This window comes from Nonomuraea sp. CA-218870, assembly GCF_050936535.1.
GTDB classification, from domain to species: Bacteria; Actinomycetota; Actinomycetes; order Streptosporangiales; family Streptosporangiaceae; genus Nonomuraea; species Nonomuraea corallina.
The window spans coordinates 2,832,593-2,847,172 of the sequence record NZ_JBNJMN010000001.1; the positions used below are offsets into that span (position 1 = coordinate 2,832,593).

At 71.2% G+C, this 14,580-nt stretch carries 18 protein-coding genes and 1 pseudogene; 10 read left to right on the plus strand and 9 right to left on the minus strand.

The window, feature by feature from the left end; translation table 11 throughout:
* The 4 genes from ACQEUU_RS13855 to ACQEUU_RS13870 all read right to left on the minus strand — a co-directional run bounded on the left by ACQEUU_RS13855 (position 1) and on the right by ACQEUU_RS13870 (position 2,742).
* Positions 1-201, minus strand: coding sequence for a ferredoxin (locus tag ACQEUU_RS13855; RefSeq protein ID WP_270156708.1), 201 nt, complete (start codon positions 199-201; stop codon positions 1-3).
* Complete coding sequence (locus ACQEUU_RS13860; RefSeq protein ID WP_433065256.1) at positions 198-845, minus strand: TetR family transcriptional regulator; 648 nt, start codon at positions 843-845, stop codon at positions 198-200. The genes ACQEUU_RS13855 and ACQEUU_RS13860 overlap by 4 nt, the downstream gene beginning before the upstream one ends.
* A gap of 260 nt (positions 846-1,105) precedes the next feature.
* Entirely contained in the window at positions 1,106-1,375 is a 270-nt protein-coding gene (locus ACQEUU_RS13865; RefSeq protein ID WP_433065259.1) for an ArsR/SmtB family transcription factor, read from the minus strand.
* Positions 1,376-1,473: 98 nt separating this feature from the next.
* The gene (locus ACQEUU_RS13870; protein WP_433065261.1) at positions 1,474-2,742 is read right to left on the minus strand and encodes a VCBS repeat-containing protein; all 1,269 of its coding nucleotides are present in this window, start codon (positions 2,740-2,742) and stop codon (positions 1,474-1,476) included.
* A gap of 178 nt (positions 2,743-2,920) precedes the next feature.
* Between ACQEUU_RS13870 and ACQEUU_RS13875 the strand changes: the two genes are divergently transcribed.
* The 3 genes from ACQEUU_RS13875 (at position 2,921) to ACQEUU_RS13885 (ending at position 5,350) form a co-directional block, all read left to right on the plus strand.
* Positions 2,921-3,994 carry an AAA family ATPase gene (locus ACQEUU_RS13875; protein ID WP_433065264.1) on the plus strand — a complete coding sequence of 358 codons (1,074 nt, stop codon included), beginning with the start codon at positions 2,921-2,923 and terminating at the stop codon, positions 3,992-3,994.
* A 61-nt stretch (positions 3,995-4,055) separates the two neighbouring features.
* Positions 4,056-4,202, plus strand: a complete 147-nt coding sequence (locus tag ACQEUU_RS13880; protein ID WP_433065267.1) for a hypothetical protein — start codon at positions 4,056-4,058, stop codon at positions 4,200-4,202.
* 86 nt (positions 4,203-4,288) lie between these two features.
* Entirely contained in the window at positions 4,289-5,350 is a 1,062-nt protein-coding gene (locus tag ACQEUU_RS13885) for a tetratricopeptide repeat protein (RefSeq protein ID WP_433071836.1), read from the plus strand.
* Here ACQEUU_RS13885 and ACQEUU_RS13890 read toward each other — a convergent pair.
* Positions 5,340-5,549: pseudogene (locus ACQEUU_RS13890) on the minus strand (winged helix-turn-helix transcriptional regulator); the annotation flags it as partial. The gene ACQEUU_RS13885 and the pseudogene ACQEUU_RS13890 sit on opposite strands and share 11 nt — an antisense overlap.
* Positions 5,550-5,593: 44 nt before the next feature.
* On the opposite strand from ACQEUU_RS13890, the gene ACQEUU_RS13895 reads away from it, so the two are divergent.
* On the plus strand, positions 5,594-5,785 hold the full coding sequence (locus tag ACQEUU_RS13895) for a DUF899 family protein (protein WP_433065270.1): 192 nt from the start codon (positions 5,594-5,596) through the stop codon (positions 5,783-5,785).
* 179 nt (positions 5,786-5,964) lie between these two features.
* Here the strand turns inward: ACQEUU_RS13895 and ACQEUU_RS13900 are convergent, their stop codons facing one another.
* A complete protein-coding gene (locus tag ACQEUU_RS13900) occupies positions 5,965-7,173 on the minus strand; it encodes a sugar efflux transporter (RefSeq protein WP_433065273.1) in 1,209 nt (402 codons plus the stop codon).
* Positions 7,174-7,431: 258 nt separating this feature from the next.
* Between ACQEUU_RS13900 and ACQEUU_RS13905 the strand changes: the two genes are divergently transcribed.
* Positions 7,432-7,995 carry a hypothetical protein gene (locus ACQEUU_RS13905; protein WP_433065276.1) on the plus strand — a complete coding sequence of 188 codons (564 nt, stop codon included), beginning with the start codon at positions 7,432-7,434 and terminating at the stop codon, positions 7,993-7,995.
* A 26-nt stretch (positions 7,996-8,021) separates the two neighbouring features.
* On the opposite strand, the gene ACQEUU_RS13910 is transcribed toward ACQEUU_RS13905, so the two are convergent.
* The gene (locus ACQEUU_RS13910) at positions 8,022-8,825 is read right to left on the minus strand and encodes a hypothetical protein (RefSeq protein ID WP_433065279.1); all 804 of its coding nucleotides are present in this window, start codon (positions 8,823-8,825) and stop codon (positions 8,022-8,024) included.
* Positions 8,826-9,035: 210 nt separating this feature from the next.
* Here ACQEUU_RS13910 and ACQEUU_RS13915 point away from each other — a divergent pair, with 210 nt between their 5' ends.
* From ACQEUU_RS13915 to ACQEUU_RS13935, 5 genes are all read left to right on the plus strand, one after another.
* The gene (locus ACQEUU_RS13915) at positions 9,036-10,256 is read left to right on the plus strand and encodes a sensor histidine kinase (RefSeq protein WP_433065281.1); all 1,221 of its coding nucleotides are present in this window, start codon (positions 9,036-9,038) and stop codon (positions 10,254-10,256) included.
* Positions 10,253-10,933: a response regulator gene (locus ACQEUU_RS13920; RefSeq protein WP_433065284.1), complete on the plus strand. Its 681-nt coding sequence runs from the start codon at positions 10,253-10,255 to the stop codon at positions 10,931-10,933. The genes ACQEUU_RS13915 and ACQEUU_RS13920 overlap by 4 nt, the downstream gene beginning before the upstream one ends.
* A 174-nt stretch (positions 10,934-11,107) precedes the next feature.
* Entirely contained in the window at positions 11,108-11,251 is a 144-nt protein-coding gene (locus tag ACQEUU_RS13925; RefSeq protein ID WP_433065286.1) for a hypothetical protein, read from the plus strand.
* A complete protein-coding gene (locus ACQEUU_RS13930) occupies positions 11,248-12,207 on the plus strand; it encodes a sensor histidine kinase (RefSeq protein WP_433065289.1) in 960 nt (319 codons plus the stop codon). The genes ACQEUU_RS13925 and ACQEUU_RS13930 overlap by 4 nt, the downstream gene beginning before the upstream one ends.
* Before the next feature lie 4 nt (positions 12,208-12,211).
* On the plus strand, positions 12,212-12,856 hold the full coding sequence (locus ACQEUU_RS13935; RefSeq protein ID WP_433065292.1) for a response regulator: 645 nt from the start codon (positions 12,212-12,214) through the stop codon (positions 12,854-12,856).
* A 3-nt stretch (positions 12,857-12,859) separates the two neighbouring features.
* Here the strand turns inward: ACQEUU_RS13935 and ACQEUU_RS13940 are convergent, their stop codons facing one another.
* Both ACQEUU_RS13940 and ACQEUU_RS13945 read right to left on the minus strand, forming a co-directional pair.
* Positions 12,860-13,270, minus strand: coding sequence for a PPOX class F420-dependent oxidoreductase (locus ACQEUU_RS13940; RefSeq protein ID WP_433065295.1), 411 nt, complete (start codon positions 13,268-13,270; stop codon positions 12,860-12,862).
* Positions 13,271-13,331: 61 nt separating this feature from the next.
* Positions 13,332-14,498 (minus strand): cytochrome P450, encoded by a 1,167-nt coding sequence (locus ACQEUU_RS13945; RefSeq protein ID WP_433065298.1) that lies wholly within the window; start codon positions 14,496-14,498, stop codon positions 13,332-13,334.
* Positions 14,499-14,580 lie beyond the last annotated feature (82 nt).

Consider the following 14,580-nt stretch of genomic DNA (forward strand, 5'->3'; position numbering starts at 1 on the left):
TCAGGCCTCCTCGGCGAGGGTGATTGCGCTTTCCGGGCAGTTGGAGACCGCCAGCCGGGCCGTGCGCCGCTCGTCCGGCGGCACCGCGCCGTCGCCGAGGACCGTCCCGTAGCCCTCGGCGTCCTCCCCGAACAGGCCGGGCGCGATGTCGTAGCAGCGGCCGTGACCCTGGCAGCGCTCCGGGTTGATCTGAACTCTCACGGTGTCGATTCCCTTGGTGCGGAGTTCTGGGGGGGAGCGGTCTCCGGCGGAGAGCTCTCCGCGGGCGCGAGGCCGGTGACGACGCGGCCGAGCAGAGCGGCCCACTCGGCCTCGGCCACGGTGTGCATGTCCGGGGGGACGAGCGCGCTGCCGAGGGCGAGCAGGAGACAGAAGTGGGCGACCGCCTCCGGCGACAGCGCCGGGTCCAGCTCGCCGTCGCCCTGCGCGACCCGGGCCAGCCCGGCGATCCAGTCGGCGCGCTCGCCGACGTAGTCGCGCGTCGGCCCCGCCACGTCCGTGTCGCGCCGCGCGGTGACCAGCGCCTCCACCAGCAGGTAACCGCGGGCGTCGCGGCGCTGGGGCAACTGACGCCCGATGGCCAGCAGCAGCCCGGTCGCGGACCGGTCCGGATCGTCGGCGAACAGGTCGGCCAGCAGCCGCCGCGCGTACGCCCGCAACGCGGCCACCAGCAACTCCGCCTTGGAACCGAAATGGGCGTAGAGCGCGCCGTTGCTCACCCCGGCGGCGGCGGCGATGTCGGCCACCCGCGTCCCGTCGTACCCGCGCTCGGCGAACACGTCCGCGGCGGCCCGGAGCAGCCGATCCCGGGTCTCGGCGGCGGTGACACCGGCTATGCGCCCCATGCACGAATTAAAAGACCGTTCATTTGATTCGTCAACGGGCACCGCGTTGTCACATCGGTGTCTGACGGCCTTGCAGGATCCCCGCCCGGGATGATCGCCGAGGTGTTAGGGCTGGTCCGTGGGATGCACCTGGAGTCGTTCGACGGCTCGGCCGTGGACCTGGCAGGCGTCCGCGTGGGTGACAAGGAGCCAGTCCGCCGGGTAGAGACCCGTGAGTGGGCGCGGGGTGGGTCGAGGAGTTCGGCGATTCCCGCCCCTTCCTACTCGTGATCGCTCGGTGTGGGACTCGCGTCGCCGGCGAGTAGCGTCTCGGCGACGGCCGTACGGGCATAGAGCACATATCTCCCCGTGCGGTGCGCGCTGGCCAATCCGGCCCTGTGGAGAGCGGTGAGGTGCTGGTTCGCGCCTGGTTCCGACAGGTCGAGGCGGGCGGCCAGTTCCTTGGTCGAGGCGGGCTGGTCGAGTTCGGCCAGCAGCCGGGTGCGGGTCCGGCCGAGCACGGCGGCCAGCGCCTGTGGCGCGTCGCTCACCCCAGGCCGCCGCTACGCCCGCGTGGTACGCGACCTCGGCCTCACCTGGAACGACGGCGGAGGCAGTTCCGACCCCACCCCAGGTGGTCTGCGGAAGGTCATCGGCAGCCTCGGGCCATGCCGCCGCAGGAGAAGCTGGTCAGAATCCTCCTGCCATCGGTCACCCAGATCTTGACACCGTTCGCGGGGACACCGCCGGACAGGGGAGCGGCGAGGAGCAGTTCGTCGTCCCCGTCCCCGTCGTAGTCTCCCGCCGCCAGCGGCGCTGCGTCCATCCCGCCGATGGCCTCACTCGTCCGCAGTCCTCCCGCTCCGCCCCAGAAGATCCGGGACGGAGCGGGAGGCTGCCACCCGTAGCTCCTCCCGCCGAAGGCGAGGTCGTCACGGCCGTCTCCGTCGAAGTCTCCGGTGACCGCCGCGCCGGCGCCTTCGAACATCCCACGACGGCCGTTGCCGTAGTGGACGGTCAGCCGGTTGCCGTCCTGGGGTGCCTCGAAGCCGACCGCGAGATCTCTGCGACCGTCACCGTCGAAGTCACCGAACGCTGCCACAGTCCCCCCTTGAAGTACACGCCCCTGTTTCGCCAGGCCGTCCCGGTCTGCGCTGAAAAGCTGTGTGGTGGTCTCTTCGACATGTCCTGCGACCAGCGCTGTGGAACGGCGCCCGTCGATCTCGTCGGCGGTGAAGCTCTGGAAATCGACGGACGTCGGCTGGCTGGTGTGGCGGGCCGGGAGCCCGGTGCGGCTGAACGGGCCGTACAGCACCATCAGGCTCCCTTTCCCCTCACCCCATGCGCCCGCTCCGTCATAGGGGGCCAGCGCCACATCGCCGACGCCGTCCCCGTCGAAGTCACCGGCGACCATGGCCTCCACCGCTTTGTCCTTCGGCAGAGGTACTCGGGTCGGGGTAGGGGTCCTGAGGCCGCGCGGACCGCCCCAGGAGATGAGCGGCCGGTCCTGGCACGATGGAACGGGGCTACACCCTTTGAGCAGGATGTCGCCGAAGCCGTCGCCGTCGAAGTCCGCCCTGTTGCCCGTATGAGGCAACTCGAACGCGTTCACGGCGGGTGCGGACAAGCCCTGCTCGTCGCGTACTGGCAGGACCGTCCGAGATTCGGGGTCGAGCCCTCGGGACGAGCCGTAGACGACGCCCAACGCGCCGGAATCTAGGAACAGATCCGCGTAACCGTCACCGTTGACATCGTCGGCACGTCGGCTGCCGAGACTTGTGGATGGCGCGGACGCGGTGATCGGCGTGGGCGGTGACGCACTGTGACCAGCCGCCGTAGGCAGACCCTTGATGTAGGGCGCGCCGCATCCTGGCAGAGCCAGTATCAGGACCAGCCAGGCACTCAGTCTTCGCCGCATGAGGCCACAGCCTACGACCGGCCTGCTGCGGAGCGGCGCGTAGTGGGCGGCCGTCCGTACCGGATACCAGCGGGTTTTCCCCGCGCGCCCAGGTGATGATCAAGGTAGGCTGCCGTCTCCCGGGTGCCGTCGCCCGGCCGTGTTCCGATTCACACCAGTGCAGAGAACGGTGTTCCCCATGGATGCTCACGACCAGCTGGTGGCGAGCCTGCGCGCCGCCCTGAGCGTTCGCCCTGAGGATGTCACTCTCAGGCTGCATCTCGCGCGGGTTCTCTTGGACGCCGGTGACCTCCCGGGTGCGATGGGCGAAGCCGCCGCGGCACTGCAGCACGACCCGGGCTGTGACGAAGCCAGGGACTTCATGATCGACGCCCTCGGAGGCAGGCCTCCTGACGTCTCCTCCCAGGTCGCGCCGCACTCGATGGAGGCAGGGGGCGCGATGCCGCCGCGGCCGTCCGCGGCCGAGGCCCCGCCGGACACCTCACCGGCGAAGGGCTTCGACTGGACGGCGGCGGAGGACGACGTGGCCGGCTTGGTCGGCCCACGCTTCGTCCACAGCTCCGACGAAGTCGACCTGGACTCCTACGAGACCGAGCCCCCAAGGGTGCGGCTGGCCGACATCAGCGGTATGGAGGAGGTGAAGGAACGGCTTGAGGCCGCGTTTCTGGCTCCGATGCGCAACCCCCAGTTACGCGCCCTCTACGGCACCAGCCTGCGCGGTGGCCTGCTGCTGTACGGGCCACCTGGCTGCGGTAAGACCTTTCTCGCCCGGGCAGTGGCCGGAGAACTCGGCGCCTCGTTCGTCGCGGTCGGTATCTCCGACATCCTGGACGTCTATTTCGGCCAATCCGAGCGGAACCTGCGCGAGCTGTTCACGCAGGCCAGGAGAAAGGCGCCCTGCGTCCTGTTCCTGGACGAGGTGGACGCTCTCGGCCAGAAGCGCAGCCAGTCCCGTGGCAGCGGGATGCGCACCGTCGTCAATCAATTGCTGGAAGAGATGGACGGGGTGGCAGCCGACAACGAGGGCCTGTTCATTCTCGGAGCGACGAACCAGCCGTGGGATGTCGATACCGCCCTTCGCCGGCCGGGCCGGTTCGACCGGACGATCCTCGTCCTTCCGCCGGATCGGTCCGCGCGGCGGGCGATCTTGGAGTTCCACCTGAGGGGCCGCCCGGTGGAGAACATCGACGTGGTCTCCCTCGCCTCCAGCACAGACGGGTTTCTCCGGTGCCGACCTCGCACATCTGTGTGACACCGCGGCCGAACGGGCACTCATCGCGTCGTCGCGCAGCGGCATCGTCCGGATGATCGGCATGTCCGACTTCGAGACGGCCCTGAGGCAGGTGCGTCCCTCGACCGGCCCATGGTTCGACGCCGCGAAGAGCGTCGTCATGTTCGCCAACGAGGGCGGCGCCTACGATGATCTGCTTGCTTACCTCAAACAGCAGCGGATGCTCTGAGACCGGCACTCGCCGACGCCCCACAGTCCCTGTTTCGCTCGTCTGGCCTACACGAATGGGCGATGCCTGGAATGAACCGCAGCGAAATGGCACTGGTTGCCGCACAGAATCTCATCGACCTGGGCCGTTGGCAGGACGCGCTAGACGCACTGGGTCCGGCGATCACCTACGACGACACGGCCGCCGCGGCACATTGCGTGGCCGCTCACTGCCTGCTCGCCCTGGGGCAGACGAAGAGGGCGCGCGAAGCGGCGTCGTCCGCTCTCCACATCGATCCAGGCGATCCGTTCGCGCACTACGCCATGGCACGGGTGCTGCATCGTGACGGCCGGAGGGGTGCCGCCCTCAGGGCGGCCACCGAGGCCGTCAGGCTGGCACCGGACAGGGCTCCGTTCCTGTACATTCTGGCGCTTTGCCAGCTGGACGTCCTCGAGTATGACGCGGCTCGTCGAACGGCCGCGATGGCTCTCGAGAGCTGCCCGCACGATCCACTGGCCCATCTCGCCATGGGCACGGTGGCGCTGCGCGAACTTCCTCCGAGCGGCCACGAGACGAATCCTGAAGCCTGGGACGAGGCGGAACAGGCCTATCGGAACGGCCTCGCGCTCCATCCGTACGACGAGGACCTCACTGTCGGTCTTGCTGAGCTCTTATGCCGTCGCGGCAGCTATCTTGAGGCGACCAAGATCTATTTGGCGCTGGTCCGGGACAACGAACGGGCTCTGGAGGCGATCTCCACCATGGGGGTGATCTTCCAGCAACTGCACGGGGACTGGCAGTCAATGGTGCCTGCCAGCTCCTCCTTCCGCCGCGACATCACGCGCATCGGCGTGCCGTCCGTCGAGGCGCTCATGGCCGACTTCATCGGAGTCGTAGCCGAGTCGCAGGACAAGGTTCGCGACTCGTTGCGCCGGGCTGTGAACCTGATGACCACGGTGAGCCGGTCTCTCGGCGGTCCGGCAGCATGTCGACGTCCGTCGCGCGCATCGGCTGCCCGCAGGCCGAGCAACGCAGTTCCACATGGCTGGTCCGGCCGCAGGCGTGGTGACGGTACAGCGTGGGCGGACCTGAGTCTCCGGACGTCCAGCGGTCGCCCCAGCGCGCCAACACCAGCAGCAGGTCGCACAGCTCCCGGCCCTTCTCGGTGAGGGTGTACTCGTGCCGGACGGGACGCTGTGAGTACTCCCGGCGTTCCAGCACACCGCTTTCGACCAGCCACTTCAGCCGGCCGCTCAGCACTATGCTGGAGATGCCGAGGTCGCGCTGTAGATCGTCGAAGCGCTCGATGCCGACGTAGACGTCGCGCAGCGCCCGGGACGCCCTGCTGGTCAAGGAGAAACACCTCACCCGCGCGCAGGACGCCCTGGCCGCCGAACGGCTCCGGCTGCGCGATGTTCACCGACAACGTCGGCCACCTGGCGCACTTGCACGCCCGCGACGTCTCCATGGCGCTGGTCTCCACCGGGCCGCTGGCCGAGATCATGCCGTCCAAGCGGCGCATGGGCTGGGACCATCCAGTGGTACGCGGCGCCGGACGGCGCCTTCAACCGGGACATGGGACGCGGGCGACGGGTTCGCGGTGAACGTCTTCCTGCGCGACGGCGCGGACGTCTATCGCACGTACGTCACCACCGGACGAGTCGTCGAACGACCGGGCTGACCCAGCGCGAGGGCGAGGTGCTGGAGCTGATCGCCGAGGGCTGCTCCAACGCTGCGGCCGCGGCCCGCACCCGGTCCAAGAGGTGGTCGCGCTGGTCCTCGCTCAGCGCGGCGCCACCGGCTCGGTGACGGATTCGTCCGGCTCCACTCGTACGCGCCGCTGGGCGAGGAGGAACAGCAGCCAGGCCACGACGCTGAGCGCGGCGCAGACGAGCAGGGCCGCGCGATAGCCGAGGGCGTGGGAGAGGCCGCCGGCGGCGATGCCCGACACGAGCGAGCCGGCCGTCGCCGAGTTGGCGAACAACGTGGTGGCCCGTCCGGGAGCGGTCGGCAGCAGGTCCTGCATGTAGCCGATGCCGAGCGCGCCCACGACCGCGATGGCGACGCCCCGGGCGACGTGGACGAGCACCAGAGCCACGATCCCGGTGAACGCCGCCACGAGCGCCAAGTAGACGACCATGAGTCCCATGCCGATCAGGATCACACGCGGCCTCCAGCGGTCCGGCACCAGCAGCAGGGCGAGCGCCGCGGGGATCTCGGCCACGGCGCAGACGCTGAACATCCAGCCCACGCTTCCCGGCGAGCCGTCCAGCACCTCGGTCACGTACAGCGGCAGCACCACCGCGCCCGAGAACATCGCGACGTGGAACAGGGTGAAGCCGGCGAGCGGCAGCGCGACGGCTCGCGAGCTGAGGGGAAGCCCTCGGCTCGTCTCGGCGGGCCGGGCCGTCACCGGCCGGCGCGCGTCCAGCCGGAGCACGGCCACGACCACCAGGCAGAACCCGCAGGCGGTCGCCGCGAGGACTCCGGAGTAGCCGGGACCGGCCAGCAGCGCGCCGCCCGCCAGCGGGCCGATCGCCCAGGCGAGCGACCACGCCGAGCGCAGGACGGGCGTGTCCCTGCCCGCCCCCGCCTTCGTGCCGTCCGCGTGGCTCCTGGCGAGGGCGAAGAGCTGCGGGAACACGGCGCTGCCGGCGCCGAGGAACACCACGCCGATGACGAGCAGCAGCGGGTACGACGGCCTCACCAGGAGCAGCAGGTACCCCGTCCCCGCCAGCGACGCGGCCAGCACGGCCGGCCACCGGCCGGGGCGGCGATCGTAGCGGCGGGCGAGCCAGACGCTGGCGGCCATGCCGCTGACCGCTGTCAGAGAGACGAAGACGCCGATCTCCAGCGCGGACAACCGCAGCCGTTCGGCGCCGAACAGGACGAGGTAAGGCCCGATCATGGACTCGGTGATGCCGAGCAGCAGAACGGTGATCAGGAGCGTGCTGAGCCGGCGTCCCGGCCTCGATGTCGTAGGTAACCCCATTCGGGGCCCGCTACCCCGCCTGCCCTGTCGATATGTGTGAATCCGGATCATCGCCGGTAGGGCTCCCCGCGCGAGATGTCCGGCAAAGGCCCGGCTGCTGTCCTGGCGGCGCGATCCGGGGCGATGGAGGGTGAGAGGTGCGGCAGCTCGCCACCGCCCACCGGCCCCGGGCCCGGTCCGCCGACGCGGACGGAGGCCCTCACGCGGGCCGTCCGCCGCCCCTTCGACGGGGGCGTCCCCCACCAACAGGAGACTGACATGCGTACTCGCCCGAAATCGCCGACGATCGCCACGGTCCGCAGGCACAGCCGTTCCATCGCCGCGCTCGCCCTGGTGGCCTGCGGCGTCGCCGCCGCCCCGGCGGCGGCGTCCACGAACACCGCCCCCGCCCGCTCCTGCTCCGTCCTGCTGGAGCCGATCCAACCGGGGGAGAAGTTCTCCCGAGTGGTCAAGGAGGTGTGCGCGGACACCATCGAGAAGGCGGACCTGGCCGCGCTCGGCGGGACGCGGACCGCCGCGGAGGCGACGCTGCTCCTGGAGGCCGCCGACAACATCAACCAGGGCCTGCCGAGATACCGCTGGTGGGGCTACGCCGGCCCCTGCGACACCGCCGGGTACGGCATCCGCGACCTCGGTGTCTCGTGGAACGACAGGATCTCCTCCTGGCGGCAGGGCCACTCCCGCTGCAACTACCTCAATGTGTGGGAGAACAACTCGTACCAGGGCGCGAAGACGTACTGGCACAACTGGACCAAGGTGGACTACGTCGGCGCCGCCTGGAACGACCGCATCTCCTCGATGCACATCCACTACGAGCCGTAGGGCGGGCGGACCGCCGGGACCGCCCGTCATCCTCTCGGCCCGAAAGCCGTCATGAGGACGTGTACGGCGACGAGGACGACGATCCAGACCACAGCGCGCCTGCTCGGCGGGGGACCGTCGCGCAGCAGCGAGACGCCCAGGGGGATGAACGCCAGGCACAGGCCGCCCACGGCGATGAACGACTGCGGCTCGGTGCCCTTGAGCGTGCCGAGCGCGAGCGCCGACATCAGGCCGAGGGCGATCGAGCGGCCCAGCCCCAGGGCACCGGAACGGTAGGCGCCGACGGCCAGCACGACCCAGCCGAAGAAGGCCGGGCCCGACATGGCCCTGAACGGATGCCAGACCGTGTCCCGCCAGGCCAGGTAGTAGCCGTCGACGCCGTCGAGCATGACACGCAGGCCGAGGACGTCGGTCAGGTGGAAGGCCAGATGATCCGTGCCGAACTGGAACGTACGGGTGAACAGTCCGACGATCACCAGGCAGCCGCCCCACATCCCCCACAGCGGGTGGGTGACGGCGATTCTGTGCGCCAGCGTCATGACGGCCGGCCACAGCAGCACGAACCCGACGGCGAAGCAGGCGTAGGCGGCGGTGATGAGGGTGGGGTGCTGGGTGTAGGCGACGAGTTGATAAGGGACGAAATAGTAGAACGGTGAACGCAGCAGAATCCCGATCATGATCAGGACCGGGCCGCCGATGAGCGAGGCGGCGCTCACCCATCGCCCGGGGAACGGCGGCCGGCGGCCCAGGTTGGCCCGGGCGTTGGCGGCCCGCCGGTCCGCGTCGGCCCGCCGCCGCCGGTTGACGCGCCCGCGAAGATCGAGGTCCATGTGTCCCCGCCCGTCCTCTCTGTGTCGGCGCGCCCCGGCCCGGGTGCCGGGGGCGCACCAGCATGGTGAAGGGCGCGGCGATGGCGGCGCGTCGGGCTGGGGTCGGAATTTGTACGGCAGGGAGGAGCCGGTCCTACGACCCAGGGCGGACGGCGAATGTCTGCCCGTGGGCTGATGCCGCGCGGATCCGGCAGCGGATACGTTCTCCGCATGGAGTGGGCACGGAGGATCGGCAGGAAGGGCGTCGCCGACGCGGCGGTGGCGGTCGCCCTGGCGCTGGTCATTGCTTACGCCATCGTCGACCCGCCCGGGCCGTCGTCGCCGTGGCCCGCCTGGTCGGCGTGGCCGGTGGCGGCGGTCGTGAGCCTCCCCGCCGCCGTCCGGCGGCTCCGCCCCAGGGCCGTGCTCGTCCTCGCGTGCGCCACGGCGGTCCTGGCGACGGTCACCGGCGCCGTCGCGGCGGGCATGATCTGGCTGACCTTCGTCCCGGCCGTGCTGGTGCTCTACCAGGTGGCCGCCACCGTCACGGTCGCCTGGTCGGTGACGGGCCTGGTGACCTGCGCGTTCGCTGCGGCGGCCGCCGTCCTGATCTTCTACGACCAGGTGCTCCCCGGCCTCCCGTCACCTGTGTCGCCCAGCGAGCTGCCGCCCTACTGGCCGGTGGAGATCGGCGCGGTCTGCGTGTTCCTGGTGGCCGGTTGGGCCATGGGCACGGTCGTCCGCTGGAAGCGCGACACGACCGCCCGTCTCGTCCGTCACCTATCCGAGGCCGCGGTGGCGGACGAGCGCAGACGCATCGCCCGCGAGCTGCACGACGTGATCGGCCACAGCATGAGCCTGATCGCCGTCAAGGCCACCGTGGCCAACCACGTCGCCGACGCACGTCCGCAGGAGGCGCGCGCCGCCCTGGCCGTCATCGAGCGGACCAGCCGGGACACGCTCGCCGAGATCCACCGCGTGCTCGGTCTCCTGCGGTCCGACGGCGACCTCGCGGAGGGCCCCGTGCCCGTTCCCGGCATAGCGGATCTGCCCGAGCTGGCCGCCCACGCCCGCGCCGCCGGGGTCGAGGTCGACCTGACCGTCCGCGAGGAGGCCCGGCTCCCACCCGCGCTCGCCGTGTCGGTCTACCGGATCGTGCAACAGGCGCTGACCAACGTCATCACCCACGCCGGGCCCACGCGCTGCTCGGTGACCGTGGACATCGACGAGCGGGCGGCCGCCATCGAGATCGTCGACGACGGCCCCATCCACGGTCCCGCCCCCGGTCCCGCCCACGGCCGTCCGCCACGCGCCGAGGGTGGCGGGCACGGCCTGATCGGCATGCGCGAACGGGTCAAGCTGTACGGAGGCTCGTTCAGCGCCGGATTCCGTCCGGACCGCGGCTTTCGCGTCACGGCTCACCTGCCCTGCGAGAACGGCACGATGACGTGAGCGACGACGCCGCCGCCCCGCCGATCCGCGTCCTGCTCGCCGAGGACCAGCTCCTCGTACGCGACAGCCTCAAGGTCCTCATCGACGTCACACCGGGGCTGACCACGGTGGGCGAGGCCGGCACCGGGGCCGAAGCCGTGCGCCTGGCCCGGCTGCGGCGACCGGACGTCGTCCTCATGGACGTCAGGATGCCGGACCTGGACGGCATCGAGGCGACGAGGCGCATCTGCGCCGACCCGGCCGGCGCCGGGATCCGCGTGCTGATCCTCACCACGTTCGATCAGGACGAGTACGTGTACGCGTCGCTCAGAGCCGGCGCCAGCGGATTCCTCCTGAAGAGCGCCTCGGCGACTGACCTCCTGGCCGCCATCAGGGTCGTCGCCTCCGGCGAGGCGTTGCTCGCGCCCACCGTGACCCGCCGGCTCATCGCCGCGTTCGTGCGCGACTCCCACCCCGCCCCGGTCACGAGAGACCTCGGCGACCTCACCCGGCGCGAGCGCGAGGTCCTCACCCTCGTCGGCAGGGGGATGTCCAACTCCGACATCGCCGGGCACCTTCACCTCACGGTCGGCACGGTCAAGACCCACATCGGCCGCCTCCTGGCCAAACTGCAGGCCCGCGACCGCGCCCAGCTCGTCGTCGCCGCCTACGAGAGCGGGCTCGTCACCCGCGGATGACCGCCCGGCCCCCATCAACCGATCGGTGGATGTCGGCGGCGGCGCCCGGCGGCGACGCTCGAAGCATGACAGCGATCATCGAGATCACGCTGGGACCGGGTCCAGACCGCGCTGCCGTACCTGCTGGTCCTGCTGCCCGCGCTCTTCGCCCTGCTGCGGGAGTGGCGGCTGGAGGTGCTGGTCCTGGCGCTGTTCGCGGTGGCCTGGCACTGGCTGTTGGTGACCTCCCATCCGGGCTGGATCCCCCGCCCGGTGGTGCTGATCGCCTACTTCGCCGTCCTGCTCGCCGTCACCGGGTCGACAGCTTGTTCACGGTGACAGGGCTGGGAGCTTTCGTCCAGTGTTTCGCGCTGCTGCCCGGGTTGTGGGCGTACGGCGGGGTGGCCGTGACGGTCGGCGTGCTGATCGCCGTCCGCCCGCAGCTCGGGCGCACCCCGGTCGAACTGCTCGGCTCCTTCGTCGTCGGGGTGCTGGCCGCCTCCACCGTCGGCCTGGTCATCAAGACCGTCTCCGACCAGAACGACCAGCGCAAGGTGATGATCGCGGAGTTACGGGAGACGAGCGCCAAGCTGGTCGCGCTCGCCGGCGACAACGCGAACCTCCAGGCCCAGCTGCTGACCCGGGCCCGCGAAGCCAGCGTGCTGGAGGAACGGCAGCGCATGGCCAGGGAGATCCACGACACCATCGCGCAGGGCCTGACCGCCATCCTCACCCAGCTGGAGGCCGTCGAGGACGTGCCGCCTCCGGCCCGGGCCCGCCTGGACACGGTCGCGGCCATGGCCAGGGAGAGCCTGACCGAGGCCCGTCGCTCGGTGCAGGCGCTGCGCCCGGCGTCGCTGCAGCACGAGGCCGGGCTGGCGGCCGTTCTGGAGGACCTCGCGGCGACCTGGTCGCGGAACACCGGGGTGCCCGCCACCGTGTCGATCACCGGCGATCCCCGGCCGCTGCACGCGGAGGTGGAGACGTGCCTGCTGCGGGTGGCGCAGGAGGCGCTGGCCAACGTGGCCAAGCACGCCTCGGCCGGGCGCGTCGGACTTACGCTCTCGTACATGGACGACGTGGTGGCGCTGGACGTACGTGACGACGGCGCCGGCTTCGCCCCGGCCGGCGCGTCCCACGGCGAGGGCTTCGGGCTGGTCGCGATGCGCCAGCGCGTCACCCGCCTGGCCGGAAGCTTCGAGATCGAGTCCGCCCCCGGCCAGGGCGCCGGCGTCTCCGCCACCGTCCCGGCCATCCCCGCCGACCCCGACCCCGACCCCGACCCGGGACCGTGAGCCGATGCCGCCGATCCGATTGGTCATCGTGGACGACCACCCGATCGTCCGCGACGGCCTGCGCGGCATCTTCGCCGGCGACCCCGGTTTCGAGGTCGTCGGCGAGGCGGCCGACGGGCACGAGGCCCTCGCCGTGGCCCTGCGCACCGGCCCCGACGTCGTGCTCCTGGACCTGCGCATGCCGAGGATGAGCGGCGTGGAGGTCATCCGACGGCTCCGCGAGCAGCCGCCCGGCGTCCACGTGCTGGTTCTGACCACGTTCGGCGACGACGCCGACGTCCTGCCGGCGATCGAGCAGGGCGCCACCGGCTACCTCCTCAAGGACACGCCCCGCGCCGACCTGCGCCGTGCCGTGCAGGCGGCCTCCCGTGGCGAGACCGTGCTGTCTCCGACGGTGGCCGGCGTGCTGACGGCGAAGGCCCGCGCACCGGAGGCGCCGCGCACGCTGAGCCGCCGCGAACTCGAGGTGCTCAAGATGATCGCCCGGGGCGCGACGAACCGTGACATCGCCGGGAAGCTCTTCATCACCGAGGCGACGGTCAAGACGCATCTGCTCCACGTCTTCGCCAAGCTCCACGTGAAGGACCGGGCGGCGGCGGTGGCGGCGGCGTACGAGATCGGCCTGCTCAGACCGGCCGCCGACGGCTGATCCTCACCCCGCCGCGTTCCCCGCCACCTGTTGCGGGGTGATGCGGATCGTCACGCGCACCAGTTCCGGGGGCAGCCGGAGGTACTCCTCGCCGGCTCCCTCACCCGCGTACTCCTCCGCCAGCCTCACCGCCAGCCGCCTTCCCTCGTCCTCGGTGATCGTCGCGATCCCCCGGACCTCGACGTACCTGTCGGGCTCCGAAAGGTCGAACACGCTGAGACTGGCCCGTGGGTCCCGCTCCAGGTTCCGCACCTTGCGTCTTCCCGCCTGGGAGGAGATGACCACGTCGTCGCCGTCGGTGCCGACCCAGACGACCGAGGTCTGCGGACCGCCGCCGGGGTTGAGAGTGGCGAGAACGCCGAGGTTGGGAGCCTTGAGGAGTCTCCGGGCGCTGTCGCTGAGAGGGATGCTCATGATCGGCAGCATAGAACCCAGGGACCACGCCGCGCCGATGACGCCCTGACCTGGGACGTCGTCAGCCGGTGGTGACGGTGAGGCCGCGGATCTCGTAGCCGCCGATCTCGTCCTTGAAGCCGACCGTGGGCGCCGCCGCCATCCGGATCCCCGGCAGCGCGAAGAGCCGGGTGAGGAAGACGTCCGTCTCCAGGATGGCGATGCCCGCGCCGGGACACCGGTGCGGGCCGTCGCCGAAGGAGAGCACCGCCGGCCCGGCGCCGGCGTCGAGGTCCCGGCCGGGGCACGCGGACAGCGCCCCGGAACCCACCGCCCGGGGGTCGGCGTTCACCTCGTCGACGAGCAGTTCGATCACCTCGCCCGCGGGAACCGTGACCTGCCCGGGGAGTTCGAGGTCCGCGGTGGTGCGCCGCCGCAGCCGCGCCACCGCTGGGTCGAGCCGCAGGAGTTCGTGCAGCACGGCCAGCCGTTCCGGCTCCCCGGCCTTCCGGTAGCGGTCGAGCAGCGCCTCGTCGGTGAACAGCTGCCACGCGGCGACGCAGATGAACTCCCGCGTCGTCACCATCCCCGCCGCGGCGAACGTCAGGCACTCGCCGAGGATCTCGGCGTCGGTGCATCCTTCGGCGATGAGATGGGAGATGAGGTCGTCACGCGGCTCACGGCGGCGCGGCCGGACGGCGGGGCGGACGTCGGCCAGGTAGATGCTGCCCCAGCTGTGGATCTGCCGTCCCATCCAGTAGATCCCGCTCAGGCTGGTGAAACCGGGTCTGCCGAACTTCTCCGGGAAGAAGCGCTCCAGCCTGCGGCGGATGCCCGGCCTGCTCTCGGTGAGTCCGACGACCGCACCGGCCACCCCGATCGCCATGCCGAAGCTCAGATCGGACAGCTGCGCCGAGCCGTCCGCGCGCAGCCTGGCGAGCTGGCGGTCGGCGATGTCCGCCATCAGTCCGCGGTAGTGCTCGTCCACGCGGCGCGGCGTGAAGTAGCGCGCGGTCTGCCGCCGGTGCTCGCGGTGCTCGGGGCCGTCGCGGTAGAGGACGGGCCGGCGGATCCCGGCGGGCGCCTTGTCCACCGTCTCGACGCCCAGCCCGGCCTGCACGGTGGCGTCGGCGCGCAGCACGGCCCGCGCCTCGGCGAAGCCGCGCACCTGCCAGGTGCCGTCGGCGGCCCGGCTGACCGGGCAGGTCCCGGGGGCGGCGGTCCGCCTGATCTTGCGGGCGTCGTCCATCACCTGATGCGACTCCTGTCTCGGCGTCTGAGCACACGGATATCACCGCATCGGATCGTGAACAAGGGCCGGTCGCCGCCCA

What these genes read in the sequence shown, in the direction of transcription:
- ACQEUU_RS13860 (WP_433065256.1), bottom strand. Translation starts at nt 845, where the DNA reads ATGGGGCGCATAGCCGGTGTCACCGCCGCCGAGACCCGGGATCGGCTG.
- ACQEUU_RS13870 (WP_433065261.1), bottom strand. Translation starts at nt 2,742, where the DNA reads ATGCGGCGAAGACTGAGTGCCTGGCTGGTCCTGATACTGGCTCTGCCA.
- ACQEUU_RS13875 (WP_433065264.1), top strand. Translation starts at nt 2,921, where the DNA reads ATGGATGCTCACGACCAGCTGGTGGCGAGCCTGCGCGCCGCCCTGAGC.
- ACQEUU_RS13880 (WP_433065267.1), top strand. Translation starts at nt 4,056, where the DNA reads ATGTCCGACTTCGAGACGGCCCTGAGGCAGGTGCGTCCCTCGACCGGC.
- ACQEUU_RS13885 (WP_433071836.1), top strand. Translation starts at nt 4,289, where the DNA reads ATGGCACTGGTTGCCGCACAGAATCTCATCGACCTGGGCCGTTGGCAG.
- ACQEUU_RS13895 (WP_433065270.1), top strand. Translation starts at nt 5,594, where the DNA reads ATGTTCACCGACAACGTCGGCCACCTGGCGCACTTGCACGCCCGCGAC.
- ACQEUU_RS13900 (WP_433065273.1), bottom strand. Translation starts at nt 7,173, where the DNA reads ATGGGGTTACCTACGACATCGAGGCCGGGACGCCGGCTCAGCACGCTC.
- ACQEUU_RS13905 (WP_433065276.1), top strand. Translation starts at nt 7,432, where the DNA reads ATGCGTACTCGCCCGAAATCGCCGACGATCGCCACGGTCCGCAGGCAC.
- ACQEUU_RS13910 (WP_433065279.1), bottom strand. Translation starts at nt 8,825, where the DNA reads ATGGACCTCGATCTTCGCGGGCGCGTCAACCGGCGGCGGCGGGCCGAC.
- ACQEUU_RS13915 (WP_433065281.1), top strand. Translation starts at nt 9,036, where the DNA reads ATGGAGTGGGCACGGAGGATCGGCAGGAAGGGCGTCGCCGACGCGGCG.
- ACQEUU_RS13935 (WP_433065292.1), top strand. Translation starts at nt 12,212, where the DNA reads ATGCCGCCGATCCGATTGGTCATCGTGGACGACCACCCGATCGTCCGC.
- ACQEUU_RS13940 (WP_433065295.1), bottom strand. Translation starts at nt 13,270, where the DNA reads ATGAGCATCCCTCTCAGCGACAGCGCCCGGAGACTCCTCAAGGCTCCC.
- ACQEUU_RS13945 (WP_433065298.1), bottom strand. Translation starts at nt 14,498, where the DNA reads ATGGACGACGCCCGCAAGATCAGGCGGACCGCCGCCCCCGGGACCTGC.